The organism is Arthrobacter gallicola (assembly GCF_014836775.1).
GTDB lineage: Bacteria > Actinomycetota > Actinomycetes > Actinomycetales > Micrococcaceae > Arthrobacter_B > Arthrobacter_B gallicola.
In genome coordinates this window covers 609,008-631,307 of sequence record NZ_JACSQD010000001.1, presented here as the reverse complement: position 1 = coordinate 631,307, position 22,300 = coordinate 609,008, and the positions used below count along the sequence as shown (strand labels likewise).

The following is a 22,300-nucleotide window of genomic DNA, read 5'->3' as shown; positions in this document are numbered from 1 at the left end:
GCAGCAGCAGTGCCGGCACCTGCCGCAGAGCCAACCCTTTCCCCGACCGGCGCCTACCTGATCCGTGGTGCATCGCTGCTGGGTGAAACGAGCGCCGACCTCCTCATTCAGGACGGCGTGATTTCCGCCGTCGGCCAGGATCTCGCTGCCCCCGAGGGTGCGCTGATCATCGACGCCGAAGGCCTCATCGCCCTTCCCGGGATGGTGGACCTGCACACCCACCTGCGTGAACCGGGCCGCGAAGACGCGGAAACGGTGGAGACGGGAACCCGAGCGGCCGCACTGGGCGGGTTCACCTCCGTACACGCCATGGCGAACTCCAACCCCGTGGCAGACACCGCCGGCGTGGTGGAACAGGTCTACAGCCTGGGCCTGAAGTCCGGCTGGGTTGACGTGCGTCCGGTCGGGGCCGTCACCGTGGGCCTCAAGGGGGAGCGGATGGCCGAACTTGGCGCCATGGCAGACTCCCGCGCCCGGGTACGCGTTTTCTCCGACGACGGTATGTGCGTGCACGATCCGATCCTGATGCGCCGTGCGCTGGAATACGTCAAGGCGTTCGACGGCGTGATCGCGCAGCACGCTCAGGAACCACGCATGACTGACGGCGCCCAGATGCACGAGGGCGAGGTCAGCGCTGTCCTCGGCCTGCCCGGCTGGCCCGCGGTCGCTGAGGAATCCATCATCGCCCGTGACGTCCTGCTTGCCCAGCACACCGGGTCCCGCCTGCATGTCTGCCACGTCTCCACCGCCGGCTCCGTGGAAATTATCCGCTGGGCCAAGGAGCGCGGCATCAACGTCACCGCAGAGGTCACCCCGCACCACCTCCTCCTGACCGACGAATCAGTGCGCAGCTACGATCCCGTCTACAAGGTCAACCCGCCGCTGCGCACGGAGTCCGACGTCGAGGCACTGCGCCGCGGCCTGGCCGACGGCACCATCGACATTGTCGGCACGGACCACGCCCCGCATCCCAGCGAGCACAAGGAATGTGAATGGGCGCAGGCAGCCATGGGCATGACCGGCCTGGAAACAGCGCTCTCGGTGGTCCAGGCGACCATGATCGACACCGGCCTGATGACCTGGGCGGACTTCGCCCGGGTGACCTCCGCCGCCCCGGCGGCGATCGGCCGCGTTCCTACCCAGGGACGGCCGCTGGCAGCCGGTGAACCGGCCAACGTCATATTGGTGGACCCGGCTGCGCGGCGCACGGTTGACCCCCATAAGATGGCAACCATGGGCCGGAACAGCCCGTTCGCAGGGCTGGAGCTGCCCGGAGTGGTCCGGGCTACGTTCTTTGCCGGCCACCCCACCGTTCTGGAGAGCGCTTTGAATACACCGCGGGCCGCGGCTGCGGAGGAGACACCATGGATTGGCTGATCTTCCTGCTCTGCGCTCTGGTCGCTGCAGCCGTCCTGCTTGGACTGTTCGCAGCAGGCTGGCGCGGACGCCGCCGGCGCCAGTCAGATATTCCCCGTCCCCGGCCGCTCCCGGAGGATCTGGACCTGCCCCGGTTCCAGGCTGAAGGGCAGTATGTCGCCACCACCACGGCCGGCGACTGGCTGGACCGGGTAGCCGTCTACGGCCTGGGGGTGAAGTCAACCGCTACGGCAGCCGTATTCACCGAAGGCGTGTTCTTCGCCCGCACCGGCGCCCCCGACGTCTGGATTGACCGGGCCGACCTGCGCGGCGTCCGCCTGGAACGCGGCATGGCCGGGAAATTCGTGGAAAAGGACGGGCTGGTCCTGGTGACCTGGCAGCTCGGCCCCAAAACCGTCGACACCGGGTTCCGCACCCGGTCAGCCGACCACAAGACCCCCCTGGTTTCGGCCATCAAGGCGCTGCTGCCGGAATCATCTGCAACATCTAGCGAGGAACAACTGTGACAGTGAACCAAACTCCCGCCCCGACCGCAGCTGTCCTCATGCTCGAGGACGGCCGCAGCTTCCGCGGCCGCAGCTACGGAGCAACCGGAACGGCCCTGGGTGAGGCCGTCTTCGCCACCGGCATGACCGGCTACCAGGAGACCATCACCGATCCCTCCTATGCCCGCCAGCTGGTCGTCCAGACGGCGCCGCACATCGGCAACACCGGAACGAACACCGACGACGCCGAGTCCCGCCGCATCTGGGTTGCCGGATACATCGTCCGCGACGCCGCCCGCCGTCCCTCCAACTGGCGCTCCGAGCGGACCCTGGACGAAGAGCTCGAAGCCCAGGGCGTCGTCGGCATCTCCGGCGTGGATACCCGTGCCGTCACCCGCCACCTGCGCGAACGCGGCGCCATGAAGGCCGGCATCTTCTCCGGCGAGTCCGCGGCCCGCACCGATGCCGAACTGCTGGCTGAGGTCCGGGTGCAGGAATCCATGGCCGGCGCCCGCCTGGCCGAGGAAGTCAGCATCGATGCCGCCTACACGGTGGAACCCTCCGCCCACGGGTGGGACAAGGAACCACTGTTCACCGTCGCTGCCCTGGACCTCGGCATCAAGTCGATGACACCGGTCCGCTTCGCCGAACGCGGGGTGCGCGTCCACGTCCTGCCTGCCTCCGCCACGCTGGCGGACGTCCAGGCTGTGAACCCGGACGGTGTGTTTATGTCCAACGGCCCCGGCGATCCGGCCACCGCCGATGACCAGGTCAAGCTCCTGCGTGACGTCCTGGACACCGGGGTTCCGTTCTTCGGTATCTGCTTTGGCAACCAGATCCTGGGCCGCGCGCTCGGTTTCGGCACCTACAAGCTGCCTTACGGCCACCGCGGCATCAACCAGCCCGTCCTGGACCGGCGCACCGGCAAGGTGGAAATCACCAGCCAGAACCACGGCTTCGCCGTCGACGCGCCGCTGGACGGCCCGGTGACCGCCCCGGAAGCACGCTTCGGACAGGTCGAGGTCAGCCACATCAGCCTCAACGACAACGTGGTGGAGGGCCTGGCGTGCCTGGACATCCCCGCGTTCTCCGTCCAGTACCACCCCGAGGCCGCCGCCGGCCCCCATGACTCCGCGTACCTCTTCGACCGCTTCGTCGACCTGATGGCCGCCAGCAAGAACAAGGAATCCAACTAATGCCCCGCAGAACCGACCTCAAGTCCGTCCTGGTGATCGGCTCCGGCCCGATCGTTATTGGCCAGGCCGCCGAATTCGACTACTCAGGCACGCAGGCCCTGCGCGTCCTGAAGGAGGAAGGCCTGCGGGTCATCCTGGTCAACTCCAACCCGGCCACCATCATGACCGACCCGGAGTTCGCCGACGCCACCTACGTTGAGCCGATCACTCCCGAGGTGGTCGAGAAGATCATCGCCAAGGAACGTCCGGACGCCGTGCTGCCCACCCTGGGCGGCCAGACCGCGCTGAACACCGCGATCGCCCTGGATAAGAACGGTGTGCTGGAGAAGTACAACGTCGAACTCATCGGCGCCAACATCGAAGCCATCGAACTCGGCGAGGACCGCGAGAAGTTCAAGGGCGTCGTCGAGCGCTGCGGTGCCGAGTCCGCGAAGTCCATCATTGTGCACAGCATGGATGAGGCATTCGCCGCCGCCGAGAAGCTCGGCTACCCGATGGTGGTCCGCCCCTCCTTCACCATGGGCGGGCTGGGCTCCGGCCTGGCCTACAACGCCGAAGACCTGCGCCGCATCGCCGGCGCCGGCATCCAGTACAGCCCCACCTCCGAGGTGCTGCTCGAAGAGAGCATCCTCGGCTGGAAGGAGTACGAACTGGAAATGATGCGGGACAAGAACGACAACGTGGTTGTTGTCTGTTCCATCGAGAACTTCGATCCGGTAGGCGTGCACACCGGCGACTCCATCACCGTGGCTCCGGCCATGACCCTGACCGACCGCGAGTACCAGAAGCTGCGCGACATCGCGATCGCCGTGATCCGCGAAGTCGGCGTCGACACCGGCGGCTGCAACATCCAGTTCGCCATCGAACCGGACACCGGCCGTGTCGTCGTGATCGAAATGAACCCGCGCGTCTCACGTTCCTCGGCGCTGGCTTCGAAGGCCACCGGCTTCGCGATCGCCAAGATCGCCACGAAGCTCTCGCTGGGTTACACCCTGGACGAGATTCCGAACGACATCACCAAGAAGACCCCGGCGTCCTTCGAACCGACCCTGGACTACGTGGTGGTCAAGGTTCCGCGCTTCGCGTTCGAGAAGTTCCCGGCCGCCGATCCCACGCTGACCACCACCATGAAGTCCGTCGGCGAGGCCATGGCGATCGGCCGTAACTTCACCGAAGCCCTGCAGAAGGCCCTGCGGTCCCTGGAACAGAAGGGTGCCCAGCTCACCTTCGACCCGGTGGACCCGGCCGATGTTCCTGCCCTGATTGAAGCTGCCAAGCGTCCCACCACGGGCCGGCTGGCCCAGGTCCAGCAGGCGCTGCTGGGCGGTGCCACCAACGAACAGCTGTACGAGGCCACGGGGATCGACCCGTGGTACCTGGACCAGCTGGAACTGATCAACGAAGTAGCCGCGGAGATCCGCAGCGCGCCGCAGATCACCGAGGACGTCCTGCGGCTGGCGAAGCGGCACGGTTTCTCCGATGAGCAGATCGGCAGGCTGACCAACCAGTCCGAGTCCGTGATCCGCGGTGTGCGGCACGTGCTGGGCATCCGCCCGGTCTACAAGACGGTGGACACCTGCGCCGCGGAATTCGCTGCGTACACGCCGTACCACTACTCCTCCTACGACGAGGAGGACGAGGTCGGCACGCACGCCAAGCCGTCCGTCATCATTCTCGGCTCCGGGCCGAACCGCATCGGGCAGGGCATCGAGTTCGATTACTCCTGCGTCCACGCAACCATGGCCCTGCGCGAAGCCGGCCATGAGACGGTGATGATCAACTGCAACCCGGAGACCGTGTCCACGGACTATGACATCTCCGACCGGCTCTACTTCGAACCGCTGACGCTCGAAGACGTGCTCGAAGTGATCCACGCCGAACAGCGCACCGGCGGCGTGCTGGGCGTCTTCGTCCAGCTCGGCGGACAGACCCCGCTGAAGCTGTCCCAGGCTCTGGCCGACGCCGGCATCCCGATTCTGGGCACCTCCCCGGAAGCGATTGACCTGGCCGAACACCGCGGCGCCTTCCAGCACGTGCTGGATGAAGGCGGACTCATCGCCCCGAAGAACGGCACAGCCGTGTCCTTCGACGAGGCGAAGAAGATCGCCGATGAAATCGGCTACCCGGTCCTGGTCCGCCCGTCCTACGTGCTCGGCGGCCGCGGCATGGAAATTGTCTACGACGAAGCCAACCTTTCCCGCTACATCGCCAACGCCACGGAAATCACCCCGGACCACCCGGTCCTGGTGGACCGGTTCCTGGAAGACGCGATCGAGATCGACGTCGACGCCCTCTTCGACGGCACCGACCTGTACGTCGGCGGCATCATGGAGCACATCGAGGAAGCCGGCATCCACTCCGGCGACTCCTCCTGCGTACTCCCTCCGATCACCCTGGGCACCGACGTAACCGACCGCGTGGTGGAAGCCACCCGCGCCATCGCCTCCGGCGTCGGCGTGCGCGGCCTGATCAACATCCAGTTCGCCCTGGCCTCGGACGTGCTCTATGTGATCGAAGCCAACCCGCGTGCCTCCCGCACTGTCCCGTTCGTCTCCAAGGCAACGGGTGTGCAGCTGGCCAAGGCTGCAGCGCTGATCGGGATGGGAACCACCATCGCCGAGCTGCGTGCGGCCGGGAAGCTGAAGGCCACCGGCGACGGTTCGGTCCTGCCGCTGGATGCGCCCGTGGCAGTCAAGGAAGCTGTGCTGCCGTTCAGCCGGTTCCGCACCCCCGAAGGCACTGTCGTTGATTCGCTGCTTGGCCCGGAAATGCGGTCCACCGGTGAAGTCATGGGTATTGACAAGTACTTCGACACTGCATTTGCGAAGTCCCAGGCCGCGGCCAACTCCGCGCTGCCCACCTCCGGGAAGATCTTCGTTTCGGTTGCCAACCGGGATAAGCGCTCCATCATCATGCCGGTGAAGCTGATGGTGGACCTCGGCTTCGAGATCCTCTCCACCGGCGGCACCGCCGAGGTACTGCGCCGCAACGGCATCCAGGCCACCACCGTCCGCAAGGTCGGCGAAGGCAGCGGCCCGGATGGCGAGGGCACCGTGGTGGATCTGATCACCGCGGGCGATATCAACATGGTGATCAACACGCCGTCCGGCGGCCAGGCCCGCGGCGACGGCTACGAGATCCGGGCCGCAGCCACCTCGATCGGTTGCCCGGTCATGACCACCGTCTCCGAGTTCGGTGCGGCGGTCCAGGCGATCGAAGCCATGCGCTCCTACGAGTGGGACGTCTGCTCGCTGCAGGAATACGCTGCCAAGCTCCAGGCTTCCACCGGTGCCTGAGCAGCAGGCTCACGGCAAGGCCGACACCGTCCCCGTGCGCGCACCCTTCGGTGCGCGCCTGCGGGCGGCGATGGATGCCCGCGGCCCGCTGTGTGTCGGCATCGATCCGCACCCGGCACTCCTGGCTGTCTGGGGGCTGACTGACGACGCCGCGGGCCTGGAGCGCTTCTCCCTGACGGTCCTGGAGGCCGTGGGGGAGCAGGCTGCCGCCCTGAAGCCGCAGGTGGCCCTGTACGAACGCCACGGCTCCGCCGGGATGGCCGTGCTGGAGAAGCTGCTTGCGGCCTGCACCGCGGCCGGAGTCCTGTCCATCGCAGACGCCAAGCGCGGGGACATCGGTTCCACCATGGCTGCCTACGCGGATGCCTGGCTGAGGGACGGATCATCGCTGGCCGCCGACTCGGTCACGCTCAGCCCCTACCTGGGGTTCGAGTCGCTGCGCCCGGCCCTGGACTTGGCCGCCGGCACCGGCCGCGGGGTTTTTGTCCTGGGCCTGACCTCCAACCCGGAGGGCGCCTCCGTGCAGCATGTGGGTGCCGGGCGGTCCGTCGCGGCCCGCATCGTCGACTCGGCGGCAGCGGAAAACGCCGGAGCAGGGACGCTGGGTTCCACCGGCCTGGTGATAGGGGCAACCGTGGGAACGGCCCTGGCTGACCTGGACATCGACCTGGCGGCAGCGAACGCACCAATCCTGGCACCCGGGCTGGGAGCCCAGGGTGCCACCGGCGAGGACCTGAGGAGAACCTTCGGGGCCGCCTATGCCAACGTGCTGGCGACGTCGAGCCGCGACATTCTCAAAGCCGGCCCGGACCGGGCGTCGCTGCAGGCGGCGGCGGAACGGACGCTGGAAGGGCTGCCACGCGCATAGCGGTGCCGGCGGGGGTTTCCCCGCCGGCATCCGTTGCAAAGCGGGACCCTTGCGGATAGGTTCGGACACTAGCCCAAGTAACCGAAAGACCGCCGGTGGCACCCCGTGTCCAAGCGGTTCGTCTTCGCCCGGGAGAGTCAATTGAACCTCAAACCACTCACTGAAGAAGAGCGCACCAGGGCGCGGGAGAAAGCCACAGCCGCGCGCACGGTGCGGGCCGAGATAAAGTCCAAAATAAAGTCCGGCGAACTCTCCATCGAAGAGGTCATCGTTTCGCGCTCCGGGGAGGAAGCGGTGGGGCGGCTGAAGGTGGTTGACCTGCTCCGTGCGCTGCCCGGTGTGGGGGAACGCCGCGCAGCTGGAATAATGGGTACCGTGGGTATCGCCCCAACCCGCCGTGTGCGGGGACTCGGCGTCCACCAGCGCAAGGCGCTGATCGAATTACTGGAGTCCGATTAACGCTGTTCCGCTCACCGCGGCCGGCTGCGTCGGACCACAACCCTAAACAAGTGAGGTCTACGTGTCGCAACCGCGGCTGACAGTTCTGGCAGGTCCCACCGCCGTTGGCAAAGGCACTGTGTCCACCTATATCCGGGACAACTATCCCGAGGTCTGGCTTTCCGTTTCCGCCACCACCCGGGCCCCGCGTCCGGGGGAGGAAAACGGTGTGCACTACTTCTTCGTCACCACCGAAGAGTTTGACGAGCTGGTAGCCGAAGGCCAGATGCTCGAATGGGCCGTGGTGCACGGGCACAACCGCTACGGCACGCTGCGGCGGACCGTGGAAGCCGCCATGGCGGACGGAAAGTCCGTGCTGCTGGAGATCGACCTGCAGGGCGCACGCCAGGTCAAGGAGTCCATGCCGGAGGCCAATTTCGTGTTCCTGGCTCCGCCGTCCTGGGATGAAATGGTCCGCCGCCTGGTCGGCCGCGGCACGGAAACACCCGAAGAGCAGCAGCAGCGGCTGGAAACCGCTAAACTGGAACTTGCTGCCGAGTCCGAGTTCAATCACACTGTCATCAACGATGACGTTCAGCGGGCTGCAGCAGAGCTCGTATCACTCATGGGGATCAGTCCCCGCCAACGCTGATCTGCTCTGGCGCAGGCGCAACCTACTGACCCGCACGAATACTTTGGAGATCTTTTGTCTACCCAGCCTGAAGGCATCATCAACCCGCCGATCGACGACCTGCTGACGGCCGCCGACTCGAAGTACGCCCTGGTCATCTACGGTGCCAAGCGTGCCCGCCAGATCAACGCTTACTACTCCCAGCTGCACGAAGGCCTCTTCGAATACGTTGGCCCGCTGGTGGAAACCAAGCTCAACGAAAAGCCGCTGTCCATCGCACTGCGCGAAATCAACGACGGCATGCTGGTAGTCCGCGCCAACGAAGCCGCCGAGTAACTAACGGCTGCACTGCAGGGAGGTAGGACAGGCGTGCGCGTTGTCCTGGGGGTAGGCGGCGGCATCGCCGCCTACAAGTCGGCATTGCTGCTGCGCCTGTTCACTGAGGCCGGACACAGTGTCCAGGTCATCCCCACGGAAGCCTCCACCAGATTCGTTGGCATAGCCACCTGGGAAGCGCTTTCCGGCCACCCGGTCAGCACCTCCGTGTTCGACGCGGTGGACACGGTTAACCACGTCCGGCTGGGCCACGAGGCAGACCTGATTGTGGTGGCACCGGCCACCGCCGATCTCCTGGCCCGGGCGGCCGCCGGCCTGGCCTCGGATTTGCTGACCAACACGCTGCTGATGGCGCGTGGACCGGTGTTCTTTGCACCTGCCATGCACACGGAGATGTGGAACCATCCGGCAACCCAGGCCAACGTGGCCACACTGCGTGCCCGCGGCGCCATTGTGATGGAACCTGCCTCCGGGCGGCTCACCGGAAAAGACTCCGGTCCGGGCCGCCTGCCCGAGCCCGAAGACATCTTCGCCGCAGCCCTTGCCGCCGCGGCGGAAGCCGGCGCTGACAAGGCGGACCAGGCTGCAGCACCATACTCCGGCCGCCTCGCCGGCAAGACCGTGACGGTCACTGCCGGAGGCACCCGCGAACCCCTGGATCCGGTCCGTTTCCTCGGCAACCGTTCCTCCGGCAAGCAGGGCGCCGCCATCGCCGAGGCCGCCCTCGCCGCCGGTGCCCAGGTCCGGCTCATCGCTGCCCACATGGAGGTTCCGGTACCTGCCGGCGTCGAACTGGTCCAGGTGGAAACGGCGCTGGAACTGCGGAAGGCCGTGCACGCGGCCGCAGCGTCCACCGACGTGCTGGTGATGGCTGCGGCAGTTGCGGACTTCCGCCCCGGTGAGAACGCCGAGACCAAAATCAAGAAGCGCGACGACGGCGCCGATCCGGTAATCACCCTGGTCCGCAACCCGGACATCCTGCAGGAGACCGTGCAGCGCCGGGCCGAATCCGGAACCGGACCCGCTTTGATTGTCGGGTTCGCTGCCGAAACCGGAGACGGCTCTGCCTCCGTCCTGGAGTACGGCCGCCGCAAGCTTGAACGCAAGGGCTGCGACCTGCTGGTCCTGAACCAGGTGGGCCGTTCCCTGGTCTTCGGGCAGGACACCACGGAGGTCCGCATCCTCTCTCCGCTGGATGGCCCCGGTACCGAACCCGCTGCCGTTGCCGGCAGCAAGGCCGAGATCGCCAGGCACATCCTGGACCGCATTGCGGAGGAACTTGACGCCGCACTGCCCTCCGTTTAGCCACAAGACGTTAGATGACCCTGCATGGCACTGTATTGCAGATGCCCTGCATTCGAACTGCTACGCACCTCCCCACACGGGGACTGTCCCCGGAACGAAGTAGAGTAAACCCGTGACTTCCAGCAATTCCCCCGCCAGCGCCGAGCGCCCCCTCCGGCTGTTCACCTCCGAGTCAGTGACGGAGGGACACCCGGACAAAATCTGTGACCAGATCAGTGATGCGATCCTGGACGGCCTGCTCAGGGCCGACCCGGAGTCGCGTGTTGCTGTGGAGACCCTGGTGACCACCGGGCTTGTCCACGTCGCCGGAGAGGTCACCACCGAAGGCTACGTTGAGATCCCGCAGCTGGTCCGCGACACGATCCTCGAGATTGGCTACGATTCCTCCGCCAATGGATTCGACGGCGCCCGGTGCGGTGTGTCCGTGTCGATTGGCCAGCAGTCACCGGAAATTGCTTCCCGGGTTTTCAATTCCGTGGAGAACCGGTCCGGCAGCGCTGTTGATCCGCTCGACGCGCAGGGCGCCGGAGACCAGGGCATCATGTTCGGCTTCGCCAGCGATGAGACCAGCGTCCTGATGCCCACCCCGATCTGGCTGGCCCACCGGCTCTCCGAGCGGCTGACCCAGGTCCGCAAGGACGGGACACTGCCCTACCTGCGTCCGGACGGCAAGACCCAGGTGACCATCGGCTACGACGGCGACCGGCCGGTTTCCGTGGACTCCGTGGTGGTCTCCACCCAGCACGCAGCGGATCTGGACCAGGAACAGCTGCATCAGGACATGATCGCCCAGGTGGTGAAGCCCGTCCTGTCCGGCATCGATTTGGACACCTCCAACGTACGCCACATCATCAACCCCGGCGGCCCGTTCGTGATCGGCGGACCCGTGGGCGACGCCGGCCTGACCGGACGCAAAATCATCGTGGACACCTACGGCGGATTCTCCCGCCACGGCGGCGGAGCCTTCAGCGGCAAGGATCCCAGCAAGGTGGACCGCTCCGCTGCGTATGCCATGCGCTGGGTGGCTAAAAATGTCGTCGCCGCGGGCCTGGCCCGGCGCGCGGAGATCCAGATTGCCTACGCGATCGGGATGGCACGCCCCGTCGGTATCTACGTGGAAACCTTCGGCACGGAAACCGTGGACCCGATGCGCATTGCCGAGGCGATCAACGAGGTCTTCGACCTGCGTCCGCTGGGGATCATCAACGCCCTGGACCTGAAGCGTCCCATCTACCAGAAGACAGCAGCCCACGGCCACTTCGGCCGCGAGAACGAAGGCTTCACCTGGGAGCGCCTCGACAAGGTCGAGGACCTGCGCAGCTACTTCAACGCCTGATTCCCATGGGACAGCGGCCGGAAGGGGAAGCCCGGGACGGTGAGGCGGTGCAGCTGACCCTGCTGCACGGCTTCACACCGCCGGCGGCACCGGTGGGTAAAGCCCAGCCCGCCTCCCGGCTCCCGATCGCCCGGGTGCTGCTGGACTCACCGCTTCCGCATTTGGACCGTCCTTTCGACTATCTGGTTCCAGCGGAGCGCGACGCCGATGCCCGCCCGGGCGTGCGGGTCAAAGTCCGGTTCGGCGGGCAGGAACTTCCGGGTTTCCTCACCGCACGGCTGGAATCCACGCAGACAACGGCACGGCTGGTTCCGCTGGGCAAAGTCGTTTCGCCGGTTCCGGTGCTGAGTCAGCAGGTCCTGCAGCTGGCCGAGGCCGTGGCCGCCCGGTATGCCGGCTCGGTTCATGATGTGCTCCGGGTTGCCGTGCCGCCTCGGGTGGCGCGGGTGGAGAAGGAATTCGCCGGCCGCAGCGTGCCGGATGCCGTGGACGGACAGGCGGTCCCGAAGCAGACGGATTCCGCGCAGAAGGATTCCGTGCAGGCGGACTCCGTGCAGCCGGTTTCCCCGCAGGCGGACTCCACGCCCGACGCCCCGGATGTACCCAGCGAACCCGATACGGCCTCTCCGTTCCGGCGGTATCCGCATGGGCCCCGGTTCCTGAGCCACCTGGCTGCCGGGCACAGCCCGCGGGCCGTGCTGTCCTCCCTGCGCGGCTACGGACCCGACGCCTGGCCGGCCGAAATCGCCGCCGCCGTCGAGGCGACCGTGCGCTCAGGCCGCGGGGCCGTCGTCGTCGTCCCGGACCAGAAGGACCTCGCCCGCGTTATGGCAGCTTTGGAACACTGCCTGCCGGACGGCACCGCCGTGAGGCTGACCGCAGAAGACGGGCCGACACCGCGCTACCGCAGTTTCCTGCAGCTGCTCTACGGTGACGCCGTGGTGGCGGTCGGCACCCGCTCGGCGGCTTATGCACCGGTGGCGAACCTCGGGCTGGTCTGCATCTGGGACGATGCCGATGACCTGCACGCCGAGCAGCGGGCACCGTACCAGCATGCGCGGGACGTGCTGCTGCTGCGGGCTGAAGCCGCCGGCGCCGGAATGCTCGTTGCCTCCCATACCCGAAGCACCGAGGCACAGCGCCTGGTGGAATCGGGCTGGGCAGCGGCCCTCAACGCTGATCGGCCCTTGGTCCGTAAATCCACGCCGCGGGTTATGAGCACTGCCGATACCTTCAACATGGAACGCGATCCACTGGCGGCCCGCGCCAGGATTCCGCACGCTGCGTGGAAGGCCGCCCAGGACGGGTTGAAACGGGGGCCGGTGCTGGTGCAGGTTGCGCGCACCGGGTTCTCTCCGGCATTGGCCTGCCAGGACTGCCGCGAACCGGCGCGGTGCCGCCACTGCCAGGGACCTCTGGCCCAATCCGGCCGCAACGCCCTGCCCGCCTGCCGCTGGTGTGCCCGCCCTGAGCCCCGCTGGCACTGCCCATCCTGCGGCAGTTTCCGGCTCCGCGCCTCCACCGCAGGCGCCGGACGGACGGCGGAGGAACTGGGCCGGGCGTTCCCCTCAGTAACCGTCATTTCATCGGCTGGGGACCACATCCGGTCCGAGGTCCCGGACACCCCGGCCCTGGTAGTGGCAACCCCCGGAGCTGAACCGGTCGCCCCGTCAGGCTACGCAGCAGCGTTGCTGCTGGACGGCACCGCAATGCTGTCGCGGCAGTCACTGCACGCGCAGGAAGAGACCCTGCGCCGCTGGCTGAGTGCTGCGGCCCTGGTTCGTCCTGCCCGGGACGGGGGAGTGGTGGTGGTGACGGCTGACGATACGGCCACGGTGGGCCACCTGCTGCGCTGGGACCCCGCGGGCGCCGCGGAGCGTGAACTGGCACTGCGCCGCGAGCTCGGACTCCCACCGGCAGTCAGATACGCCGAGCTGACCGGTTCGAGGGAGGGGCTGGAGGGTTTTGTCTCCCGGCTGGGGCTGCCGGAGCGCGCCCGGATCGTAGGCCCCGCACCGGTGGAGGAACCGCCGTCGTACCGTGGGGAAGAGGCCGGAACCTTGAACGGCGCGGGCCGCTGGCGGACCCTGTGCTTTTTCCCCTACGGGGATGCTCCGGCGGTAACCGCTGCCATGCGCGCCGCAAAGGCCGCGCTTTCGGCCCGTCGTACGGGTGATCCGGTGTACGTCCGGGTGGACGGACCGGACGTCCTGTAGGCGGCTGTGTGCACTAGAGTGTGCAGATGGCGATAACCCCTGACACCAAAAACTGGACCTGGGTCCTGGACCGGCCGTGCCCCGAGTGCGGGTTCGATGCCGCTGCCACTGCTTTCAACGACGTCCCTGGCCTGCTCCGGGACAGTGCCGGGGAATGGCAGGAAGTGCTCTCCCGCGGTGACGCCGCGCAGCGCCCGGATGACTCCACCTGGTCTCCGCTGGAATATGGGGCCCATGTCCGCGACCTTTGCCGTGTGTACCGGATGCGCCTGAATCTGATGCTGGAGACTGACGGTGCCGGTTTCGCTGACTGGGATCAGGACGCCACTGCAGCCGCCGAAGGATACGGCGGGCAGAACCCGGTGTCGGTCGCCGCCGGGCTGGCTGCGGAAGCGGAGGCTACCGCGGCAGCATTCGACGCCGTCGAACCCGGCCAGCTGTCCCGGCGCGGACTGCGCTCCGATGGCAGTGCCTTCACGGTTGATTCCCTGGCCCGCTACTTCATCCACGATGCGCTTCACCACCTTTGGGACGTCCGTCCCCGGTGAACCGGGAGTGGTCCGGGGTTGTGCGGGTTGCCGGACCGTGAACCCGGCTACGGGGTCCGCCGGCGCAGGGTCACCGAACCGAGCACCAGGAACGCCACGGTAAAGGCGGCCAGGATCCACACTTCGCGCAGGACATCCGGCGCCGCATCGACTTTAGTGGAGACGTCCTGCAGCGCGGCGATGGTGTGGGAAAGGGGAAGCCAGTCGGAGACCGCCGAGAGGAAAGCCGGCATCTGGTCCCGCGGAATGAAGATCCCGCCGAGGAGGATCTGCGGGAAGACCACCGCAGGCATGAACTGGATGACCTGAAACTCGGTCGCGGCAAAGGCACTGGCGAACAAGCCCAGGGTCGTACCCAGAAGCGCGTTCATAACGGCCACCAGAACCAGCAGCCAGGCAGAGGAACTGACGTCCAGGCCGCAGACCCACACGGAAAATCCCGCAGCAATCAGCGACTGCACGGTTCCCAGGAGGCCGAACGCGACCGCGTAGCCGGCGATCAGGTCAAACTTGCCCACCGGGAGGGTCATCAGCCGTTCAAGCGTTCCCGAGCGACGCTCCCGCAGCGTGGTGATGCTGGTGACAAGAAACATCACCACGAAGGGGAAGAGGCCCAGCAGGGCGGGCCCCACCTGCCCAAACACCGGAGTATCCACGAAGATCCATGCCATCAGCCCGATCAGCAGGCTGGGCATCACCAGGAGCAGCACGATGGTGCGGGGATCATGCCGGACCTGGCGGAGGACGCGGACGGCGGTGGCCAGAGCCAGCCGGGGCTTCACGGTTCACCGCCCAGGAGGACCAGGAACGCCCGGTCCGCATCATGCGCTCCCGTTTGTTCGAGCAGCTCCCCGGGAGTCAGATCAGCCAGCAGCCGGCCCTTATGGAGCAGGAGCAGGCGTCCGCAGCGGCTGGCCTCGTCCATGACATGGCTGCTGACCAAAAGGCTGGTGCCGCGCCCGGCAAGCTGCGCGAACAGCCGCCACAGCTCCTGGCGCAGCAGCGGATCCAGGCCCACCGTCGGTTCGTCGAGCACCAGCAGCTCCGGTTGGCCGATCAGGGCGGCGGCCAGGGAAACCCGGCTGCGCTGGCCTCCGCTGAGGCCGGACACAACCCGGTGCGCCTCGGGGCCGAGATTTACCTCACGGATTGCCTGCTCCACAGCGTCCCTCCCGTGTCCCAGCAGCCGCGCGAAATACGCCAGGTTCTCGGCCACGGTGAGATCGTCGTAGACGCTGGGAGCTTGGGTCATGTAACCGATCCGGCCGCGCAGCTGGGCTGAGCCTGCGGGCTGTCCCAGCACCGTGACGGTTCCGCCGTCCGTCTTTTGGGTACCGGCCACGGACCGCAGCAGCGTCGACTTCCCGCTGCCGCTGGGCCCCATCAGACCGACCACCTGGCCTGCCGGAACGTCCAGCGACAAGGCGTCAAACACCACGTTCCCGCCGCGCCGTACCGCTAAGTCCTGCACGGACACCGCTGGTAACATATCCATGGCACTCAGGATAGACAGGGTGCTTATGAAATACTCGGGGCGCCCAGCACTTTGGGCGCCAAAAAGGAGATCGATGTCCTACCCCCAGACAAGCCGCGAAATTCATCTGGCCTCACGTCCCGACGGATGGCCGGTAGACGGGAATTTCCGGCTGACCGAAGTTCCCGTTCCTGAACTGCAGGACGGACAGGTCCTGGTCCGGAACACGGCAATGTCGGTTGACCCCTACATGCGCGGCCGGATGAATGATGTTAAGTCTTATGTTCCGCCCTTCCAGCTCGATCAGCCGCTCGACGGCGGTGCCGTCGGTGAAGTCATCGAGTCCCGGTCCGACGCACACAAGCCCGGAGATACCGTGCTCCACGGCCTGGGCTGGCGGGACTACGCCGTCCTGGACGGAGCCCGTGCCCGCACGATCGACACGGCCCTTGCGCCGGCCAGTGCTTACCTCGGCGCTTTGGGCCTGACCGGCCTGACCGCCTACGCGGGGCTGACCAAGGTGGCGGAGTTCAAGGAAGGCGACGCCGTCTTCGTGTCCGGTGCTGCCGGCGCCGTCGGATCACTGGTTGGCCAGATTGCCAAGGCGCTTGGCGCCAGCCGGGTGATTGGCAGTGCCGGTTCCGCGAAGAAGGTTGAACGCCTGCGTGAACTGGGTTTCGACGCCGCGTTCAACTACCACGATGCGCCGGTCAAGGATCAGCTGCAGGAAGCTGCCGGCGAGCAGGGAATCGACGTCTACTTTGACAACGTCGGCGGAGATCATCTCGAAGCCGCGATTTCGGAGTTGAACAAGTACGGGCGGATCGCCATGTGCGGTGCCATCTCGCAGTACAACACCACCGATAAGCCCACGGGACCGCGCAACCTGGCGCTGGCCATCGGCAAGGAACTGACGCTGCGCGGATTCATTGCGAGCAGCTACAACCAGTACGCGGACGAGTTCGCCGCGCTGATGGCAGGCTGGCTGCGCGACGGCCAGGTCAGCTACGACGAGACCTTCGTTGACGGTCTGGAAAACGCACCGCAGGCCTTCATCGACCTGATGAAGGGCGCCAACAAGGGCAAGATGGTGGTCCGGCTGGCCTAGCCCGGACCGTCCCGGGTCCTAGCGGACCCTGCGGCGTTTTGCCGCGAACAGGCGGGATGCCTCCGCCGCCGCGTCAACGAGCTGCTTTGCGGAGGCATCCCAGTCGTACTCGCCGGCCCGGCGCAGGCCGGCGGCGGCGGTCTCTTCCCAACATCCCGGATCCGAAAGGGCGTTGACCGCCGCCGCGAAGGCCTCCGGACTCTCCGGATCGACCAGCAGCGCCGCGCCGCCGGAGACCTCCCGGAAGATCGGGATGTCACTGGCAATCACCGGAGTGCCCATGGCCATGGACTCGATCACGGGCAGCCCGTAGCCCTCCGCCTTGGAAAGGGTCACCAGTGCCGTGGCCCGGCGCAGCAGGGAGTCGTACTCCGCATCGGTTACTCCATTGTGGAAGACCAGCCGGGCCGAATCAGCGGTCAGCGCTTCCAGTTCCGCCCGCCGCTCCGGGCTGATCCTGCTGAGCAGGTGAAGGGTATAGCCGGGCAGGTGAGACATGCCGCGCACGATCGTTTCCACGTTTTTGTACGGCATAAAGGAACCCATGTAGAGCAGGGTCCGGTCCGCCGCCGCGCCGGGCGGACGGGGCACGGTTCCGGGCTGGGGCGCGTTGGACACCAGCCGCACGGGACGGCGGGTCAGCCGGTGCCGCTTGATCAGCTCCGCCGTGGTGTGGCTGATGGTGGCGACGGCGTCGGCCCGGTTCAGGAGCACACGCTGCGGCCAGTAGGCCAGGTGATACAGCCGCCACAGCAGCCGCACCGGCAGCGGCAGGAAACCCGGCGGCGTCGGATTCTGGTAGTAGATGAGGTCATGCAGGGTCAGGATCAGCGGGTAGGTCCGGCCCCAGCTGCCCATGGTCTGCATGGGGCAGACCACCGCATCCGCGTTCAATCCGTTGATTTTGCGGGCCACAAAAAGCTCGGCGGGGGAGAGCGGGGAATTAATCCGGACCCAGGGCACCTCCGGCAGCAGGGCGAGCTGCCGCTCGTCGCTGATCAGCATCTGCACCTGCGCATGCCGGGACACGGCCTCGATGAGGCTGGCGCCGTACCGGCTGATGCCGTCGTGCTGGTCGGTACGGGTGAAGCGGGCATCAAACACGATTTTCATGCCAGGTGCCTCCGGTCCAGGAAATCGGCGATCAGGGCGGCGGCCACTTCGGGAGCCTCGTAGTGCACCAGATGCCCGCACCCCTCGATGATCTCCAGCTCGGAGTCAGGGACCATACCGGCGAGCCTGCGCTGCCCGGGGACTGAGCCCAGGTCATCCCGGTCGGCTGCGATCAGCAGGACCGGCATCCGCAGCGCCGCGGCGTAGTCCCGCACGGTCTCGGAAATGGAGGAACGGAAGGCGTCCAGGACGACGGCGCGGGAGGCGAAGGCGCTGAAATAGGCATCATGCTGGGCATGGATCCAGCGCCGGAGCCCCGGATCGGAGGTCTTGGCCATCATTATGCTCATGCCCCGCACAATGAGCGGGTTGGTCAGGAGGGCGTGCCCGGCAGTTTCCGGGAGTTTCGCGGCGGCCCGGTAGTACAACTCAGCAGCCTTGCTGGTGATGCCCTTCGGGCCTTCCAGCGCCGGTTCGCAGATGGGGTTGATGAGTACGAGTTCGCTGATCATCTCCGGGTACTGCGCCGCGGTGCGCGCTGCGATGATTGAACCAAAGGAATGGCCCAGCAGCACGGTGTCCGGCCCCAGGCCGAGTTCACGGAAACTGGCGCGGACAAAATCGGCATAGGCAGCGGCGTTGTGGGTGCCTGGCAGCACGGCGCCCTGGCCAAAGCCGGGCAGGTCCGGAATGAGAACACGGTGGTTCGGCAAAGCCTCGGCGATGCGGAGCAGGCCGTGGTGGTCACCGCGGAAACCGTGCACCATAAAAACCGGCGGGGCATCCGGCTCTCCGCTGAGCTGCGGGAAGTCCCAGCACCGTGCGGTGGTTCCCTGTACCCGGTAGGTGCGGACATCCGCCTCACGCGTGAAGGGCATGGGAGCTCCCGTGCCTGCTGTGCCGGGCCGGCGCAGCAGCCGCACGTTAGTTCACCTCGCTCGGGTCGGAACCGGTGCGCTGCCCGCGGTCCAGTGCGTTCAGAGCGGCCATCTGGGTCTCGTCCAGGTCGAAGGAAAAGATGTCGAGGTTCCCGGTGATCCGGTCCTCACTGCTGGCCTTGGGAATCACGGTGTTTCCCGTCTGGACATGCCAGCGCAGCACCACCTGGGCCGGAGTCCGGCCCAGCTCGGCGGCGATCTTCTCAACCACCGGATCAGCCAGGACGGCGCCCCGTCCCAGCGGACTCCACGCAACCGTGCGGATACCGTGGGCGTTATGGAAGGCACGCAGTTCACGCTGCGCCAGCCACGGATGAAGTTCCACCTGGTTCACCGCGGGCACAATCCCGGTAGCGGCAGCCAGTTCCTCGAGGTGCTCCTGGGCGAAATTAGAGACGCCGATCGCGCGGACCCGCCCGGAGGCATAGATTTCCTCGAGTGCCCGGTACGTGTCCACAAAAAGCCCCCGTCCGGGGCAGGGCCAGTGAATGAGGTACAGGTCCAGATACTCGAAACCCAGCCGGTCCAGCGAGGCATCGAAAGCCCGGAAGGCGGCGTCGTACCCCTGGTCGGAGTTCCACAGCTTGGACGTGACGAACAGGTCCTCCCTGACCACATGCCCGGCGGCCGTGAAATTCCGGACCGCAGCCCCAACGCCTTCCTCATTGCCGTACAGGGCGGCGGTGTCGATGTGCCGGTAACCGGCATCCAGAGCCGACGTGACCAGTGCCGCGGTCTCTTTCGGCGGGACCTTGTACGTGCCGAAGCCAGCCTGGTCGATCTCCACGCCGTTGTTCAAGGTCAGTTTCGGTGCCCGTTGCATGCTCAAACTCTACCGAGGTCGGGCGCGGGTATCGTATTCGGGGGCGGGCAGGCTCCCGACGGCCGCGAATCGGAGCGGCTGACCTGCACTTTCAAAGTTTTCATGGCGCTGACGGAAAAAGCTTGATTGCATAGGGCCTACAGTGCGCCGAGCTGGAAGGCCCCCCGCCTGCGCCACATCCCGCTCTCAGAATGACGGTCACACCATGAGAACCCCTAATCACAACAACAAACAATGGAACGGAGGGAGTCGATGGTGACTCTAGGAGAGATATTCGTCAGCGAAATGATGGGTACCGCAGCGCTGATCGTCCTGGGCTGCGGCGTCGTCGCAAACGTGGCCCTGGCGAAGACCAAAGGCAATGGCGGCGGCTTCCTGATGGTCAACTGGGGGTGGGGGCTCGGCGTGTTCGCCGGCGTCTACCTGGCAGCTGTGTCCGGTGCCCACATCAACCCGGCCGTTACGGTGGGAATCATTACCAGCGGTGCGGAGGAGTTCATGCCCGGCATCGACGTCACCATCGGGTCCACTCTGACGTACTTTGGCGGGCAGCTGCTTGGGGCCATGATTGGCGCCTTCGCCGCTTGGCTGGCCTACAAGAAGCAATTCGATGAAGAGCCGGACCCGGCCAATATCCTTGGCGTGTTCTCCACCGGTCCGGCTATCCGTTCCTATGGCTGGAACGTTGTGACCGAAGTCATCGGTACTTTCATGCTGATGGTCGTCATCGTGGCCTTCGCCGGCACCCCCTCCGGACTGGGGCCGCTGGCAGTTGCGCTGCTCGTTGTCGGCATTGGTGCCTCCCTCGGCGGTCCGACGGGCTACGCCATCAACCCGGCGCGTGACCTCGGACCCCGCATCGTCCACGCGCTGCTGCCGATCCGCAATAAGGGAAACAGCGATTGGGCCTATGCCTGGGTACCGGTCCTCGGGCCCCTGGTCGGCGGAGCGCTGGGCGGCTGGGTAGGCTCGATTATTCCACTGCCGGAAATCCTCTAACCGGTCCCGGGTCCCACGATCCACTCATCTTGAAGGAGAGACCAAGTGTCAGACAGCAAGCAGCAGTACGTCATCGCGATCGATCAGGGAACCACGAGCAGCCGGGCGATTGTCTTCGATCACAACGGAAACATTGTCTCGGTTGGCCAGAAAGAACATGAGCAGATCTTCCCCCGGGCGGGTTGGGTGGAACACGATCCCGAAGAGATCTGGACCAATGTCCGCGAAGTTGTCGGAACGGCGCTGTCCAAGGCGAATCTGACCCGGCACGACATCGCCGCCGTCGGCATCACCAACCAGCGTGAGACGGCCGTGGTCTGGGACCGGGTCACCGGCAAACCGGTGTACAACGCGATTGTCTGGCAGGATACCCGCACCCAGTCGATAGTGGATGAACTGGCCCGAGACGGCGGTGCGGACCGGTTTAAGGCGAAGGTGGGCCTGCCGCTGGCAACGTATTTCTCCGGCACCAAGATCAAATGGATCCTCGACAACGTCGAAGGGGCCCGGGAGAAGGCCGAAAAGGGCGAGCTGATGTTCGGGAACACGGACTCCTGGGTCGTGTGGAACCTGACCGGAGGGGTGGACGGGGGAGCTCACATCACCGACGTGACCAACGCTTCCCGGACCATGTTCATGGACCTGGATACGCTGCAGTGGGACGAGACCATCCTGCAGATCTTCGGGGTTCCCCGGACAATGCTTCCCGAGATCCGGTCCTCTTCAGAGGTTTACGGCACCGTGCACGGCTCGCAGCTGCTGCGCGAGGTTCCGGTGGCGGGCATTCTGGGGGACCAGCAGGCGGCCACCTTCGGACAGGCAGCCTTCGGGGTGGGGGACGCGAAGAACACCTACGGAACCGGCAACTTCCTCATCTTCAACACCGGCGAAGAGAAGATCATGTCGGAGAACGGCCTGCTCACCACCGTGGCCTACAAGATCGGCGATGCCCCGCAGGTCTACGCCCTCGAGGGCTCGATCGCCGTGACCGGTTCACTGGTGCAGTGGCTGCGGGACAACCTGGGCATCATCAAGAGCGCCCCGGAAATTGAGCAGCTCGCCGAAGCGGTGGAGGATAACGGCGGGGTCTACATCGTCCCGGCGTTCTCCGGCCTCTTCGCGCCGCACTGGCGTGCCGACGCCCGCGGAGTCATTGTGGGCCTGACCCGGTTCGTGAATAAGAACCACATTGCCCGGGCCGCACTGGAAGCTACGGCTTTCCAGACCCGGGAAGTGCTCGACGCCGTCAACGCCGACTCCGGTGTGCCGCTCACCGAGCTGCGGGTCGACGGCGGTATGGTCGCCAACGATGCGCTGATGCAGTTCCAGGCCGACATCCTGGGAGTCGACGTCGTCCGGCCCGAGGTTGTGGAGACCACTGCGCTCGGCGCGGCCTACGCCGCCGGGCTCGCCGTCGGCTTCTGGAACGATACCGCTGAGCTGGCCAGGAACTGGAACGAAGGCAAGCGCTGGTCCCCGCAGATGGACCCGGAAGAGCGGGACCGCCAGATGCGGCTGTGGAACAAGGCGGTCACCCGCACATTCGACTGGGTGGACGAAGACGTGCGTTAGCACCGGGCCCGCCGGCAGGTCCGGCTGGACAGGGAATGCCGTTCGCAGCGAAAACGGCATTCCCTGCCGCTGCGGCCTGAACGGCAGGACGCGGCGCACCCCTTTGCGCTGCCGCCGTCGGGCACTGCCTGTTGTAAAGTGGATAAATGACCGTTTTGCTCCTCCTTAGATAGCCGCGTTGATGCACAACGCGGCAGCCCCTTGCATCTGACGAGGGGCTTTTGTGTGTCTGGGAAGAGTT

Annotated in this window: 20 protein-coding genes; 15 read left to right on the top strand and 5 right to left on the bottom strand. The window is 66.3% G+C overall.

What is annotated here, in order from left to right; all coding sequences use genetic code 11:
* The first annotated feature begins 9 nt into the window (after positions 1-9).
* From H9639_RS02835 to H9639_RS02780, 12 genes are all read left to right on the top strand, one after another.
* Positions 10-1,377 (top strand): dihydroorotase, encoded by a 1,368-nt coding sequence (locus H9639_RS02835; RefSeq protein WP_191806883.1) that lies wholly within the window; start codon positions 10-12, stop codon positions 1,375-1,377.
* Entirely contained in the window at positions 1,365-1,883 is a 519-nt protein-coding gene (locus H9639_RS02830; RefSeq protein ID WP_191806588.1) for a PH-like domain-containing protein, read from the top strand. The genes H9639_RS02835 and H9639_RS02830 overlap by 13 nt, the downstream gene beginning before the upstream one ends.
* Before the next feature lie 38 nt (positions 1,884-1,921).
* Positions 1,922-3,058, top strand: coding sequence for a glutamine-hydrolyzing carbamoyl-phosphate synthase small subunit (gene carA, locus H9639_RS02825; protein WP_191806882.1), 1,137 nt, complete (start codon positions 1,922-1,924; stop codon positions 3,056-3,058).
* Entirely contained in the window at positions 3,058-6,354 is a 3,297-nt protein-coding gene (gene carB / locus H9639_RS02820; protein WP_191806587.1) for a carbamoyl-phosphate synthase large subunit, read from the top strand. Before carA ends, carB begins: the two co-directional genes overlap by 1 nt.
* Positions 6,347-7,222, top strand: a complete 876-nt coding sequence (gene pyrF / locus H9639_RS02815; RefSeq protein ID WP_318241960.1) for an orotidine-5'-phosphate decarboxylase — start codon at positions 6,347-6,349, stop codon at positions 7,220-7,222. Before carB ends, pyrF begins: the two co-directional genes overlap by 8 nt.
* 141 nt (positions 7,223-7,363) lie before the next feature.
* Positions 7,364-7,681 (top strand): integration host factor, actinobacterial type, encoded by a 318-nt coding sequence (gene mihF, locus H9639_RS02810; protein WP_191806586.1) that lies wholly within the window; start codon positions 7,364-7,366, stop codon positions 7,679-7,681.
* A gap of 61 nt (positions 7,682-7,742) precedes the next feature.
* Positions 7,743-8,312, top strand: coding sequence for a guanylate kinase (gene gmk / locus H9639_RS02805; RefSeq protein WP_191806585.1), 570 nt, complete (start codon positions 7,743-7,745; stop codon positions 8,310-8,312).
* A gap of 54 nt (positions 8,313-8,366) precedes the next feature.
* Positions 8,367-8,627 carry a DNA-directed RNA polymerase subunit omega gene (gene rpoZ / locus H9639_RS02800; RefSeq protein ID WP_191806584.1) on the top strand — a complete coding sequence of 87 codons (261 nt, stop codon included), beginning with the start codon at positions 8,367-8,369 and terminating at the stop codon, positions 8,625-8,627.
* 33 nt (positions 8,628-8,660) lie between these two features.
* The gene (gene coaBC, locus H9639_RS02795; protein WP_191806583.1) at positions 8,661-9,932 is read left to right on the top strand and encodes a bifunctional phosphopantothenoylcysteine decarboxylase/phosphopantothenate--cysteine ligase CoaBC; all 1,272 of its coding nucleotides are present in this window, start codon (positions 8,661-8,663) and stop codon (positions 9,930-9,932) included.
* A 112-nt stretch (positions 9,933-10,044) separates the two neighbouring features.
* Positions 10,045-11,268 carry a methionine adenosyltransferase gene (gene metK / locus H9639_RS02790; RefSeq protein WP_191806582.1) on the top strand — a complete coding sequence of 408 codons (1,224 nt, stop codon included), beginning with the start codon at positions 10,045-10,047 and terminating at the stop codon, positions 11,266-11,268.
* Between the two features lie 5 nt (positions 11,269-11,273).
* Positions 11,274-13,484 (top strand): primosomal protein N', encoded by a 2,211-nt coding sequence (locus H9639_RS02785; protein ID WP_191806581.1) that lies wholly within the window; start codon positions 11,274-11,276, stop codon positions 13,482-13,484.
* 26 nt (positions 13,485-13,510) lie between these two features.
* Entirely contained in the window at positions 13,511-14,032 is a 522-nt protein-coding gene (locus tag H9639_RS02780) for a DinB family protein (protein WP_191806580.1), read from the top strand.
* Positions 14,033-14,079: 47 nt separating this feature from the next.
* On the opposite strand, the gene H9639_RS02775 is transcribed toward H9639_RS02780, so the two are convergent.
* On the bottom strand, positions 14,080-14,814 hold the full coding sequence (locus H9639_RS02775; protein WP_191806579.1) for an ABC transporter permease: 735 nt from the start codon (positions 14,812-14,814) through the stop codon (positions 14,080-14,082).
* The gene (ccmA, locus tag H9639_RS02770) at positions 14,811-15,527 is read right to left on the bottom strand and encodes a heme ABC exporter ATP-binding protein CcmA (RefSeq protein ID WP_191806578.1); all 717 of its coding nucleotides are present in this window, start codon (positions 15,525-15,527) and stop codon (positions 14,811-14,813) included. The genes H9639_RS02775 and ccmA overlap by 4 nt, the downstream gene beginning before the upstream one ends.
* A 73-nt stretch (positions 15,528-15,600) precedes the next feature.
* On the opposite strand from ccmA, the gene H9639_RS02765 reads away from it, so the two are divergent.
* Positions 15,601-16,614: an NADP-dependent oxidoreductase gene (locus H9639_RS02765; protein WP_191806577.1), complete on the top strand. Its 1,014-nt coding sequence runs from the start codon at positions 15,601-15,603 to the stop codon at positions 16,612-16,614.
* Positions 16,615-16,632: 18 nt separating this feature from the next.
* On the opposite strand, the gene H9639_RS02760 is transcribed toward H9639_RS02765, so the two are convergent.
* Genes H9639_RS02760 through H9639_RS02750 form a run of 3 tightly spaced genes read right to left on the bottom strand, consistent with a single transcriptional unit; the run spans position 16,633 to position 19,488 of the window.
* Positions 16,633-17,727, bottom strand: a complete 1,095-nt coding sequence (locus H9639_RS02760) for a glycosyltransferase family 4 protein (RefSeq protein WP_191806576.1) — start codon at positions 17,725-17,727, stop codon at positions 16,633-16,635.
* Entirely contained in the window at positions 17,724-18,605 is an 882-nt protein-coding gene (locus H9639_RS02755) for an alpha/beta fold hydrolase (RefSeq protein WP_191806575.1), read from the bottom strand. The genes H9639_RS02760 and H9639_RS02755 overlap by 4 nt, the downstream gene beginning before the upstream one ends.
* Before the next feature lie 46 nt (positions 18,606-18,651).
* Positions 18,652-19,488 (bottom strand): aldo/keto reductase, encoded by an 837-nt coding sequence (locus tag H9639_RS02750; protein WP_191806574.1) that lies wholly within the window; start codon positions 19,486-19,488, stop codon positions 18,652-18,654.
* A gap of 255 nt (positions 19,489-19,743) precedes the next feature.
* Between H9639_RS02750 and H9639_RS02745 the strand changes: the two genes are divergently transcribed.
* Positions 19,744-20,487 carry an MIP/aquaporin family protein gene (locus H9639_RS02745; RefSeq protein ID WP_191806880.1) on the top strand — a complete coding sequence of 248 codons (744 nt, stop codon included), beginning with the start codon at positions 19,744-19,746 and terminating at the stop codon, positions 20,485-20,487.
* Between the two features lie 45 nt (positions 20,488-20,532).
* Complete coding sequence (gene glpK / locus H9639_RS02740) at positions 20,533-22,059, top strand: glycerol kinase GlpK (protein ID WP_191806573.1); 1,527 nt, start codon at positions 20,533-20,535, stop codon at positions 22,057-22,059.
* Positions 22,060-22,300: the final 241 nt, after the last annotated feature.

Coding starts and splice junctions, on each gene's coding strand:
- H9639_RS02755 (WP_191806575.1), bottom strand. CDS start 18,605: ATGCCCTTCACGCGTGAGGCGGATGTCCGCACCTACCGGGTACAGGGA.
- ccmA (WP_191806578.1), bottom strand. CDS start 15,527: ATGGATATGTTACCAGCGGTGTCCGTGCAGGACTTAGCGGTACGGCGC.
- H9639_RS02785 (WP_191806581.1), top strand. CDS start 11,274: ATGGGACAGCGGCCGGAAGGGGAAGCCCGGGACGGTGAGGCGGTGCAG.
- H9639_RS02830 (WP_191806588.1), top strand. CDS start 1,365: ATGGATTGGCTGATCTTCCTGCTCTGCGCTCTGGTCGCTGCAGCCGTC.
- H9639_RS02750 (WP_191806574.1), bottom strand. CDS start 19,488: ATGCAACGGGCACCGAAACTGACCTTGAACAACGGCGTGGAGATCGAC.
- H9639_RS02765 (WP_191806577.1), top strand. CDS start 15,601: ATGTCCTACCCCCAGACAAGCCGCGAAATTCATCTGGCCTCACGTCCC.
- H9639_RS02780 (WP_191806580.1), top strand. CDS start 13,511: ATGGCGATAACCCCTGACACCAAAAACTGGACCTGGGTCCTGGACCGG.
- carB (WP_191806587.1), top strand. CDS start 3,058: ATGCCCCGCAGAACCGACCTCAAGTCCGTCCTGGTGATCGGCTCCGGC.
- H9639_RS02760 (WP_191806576.1), bottom strand. CDS start 17,727: ATGAAAATCGTGTTTGATGCCCGCTTCACCCGTACCGACCAGCACGAC.
- carA (WP_191806882.1), top strand. CDS start 1,922: ATGCTCGAGGACGGCCGCAGCTTCCGCGGCCGCAGCTACGGAGCAACC.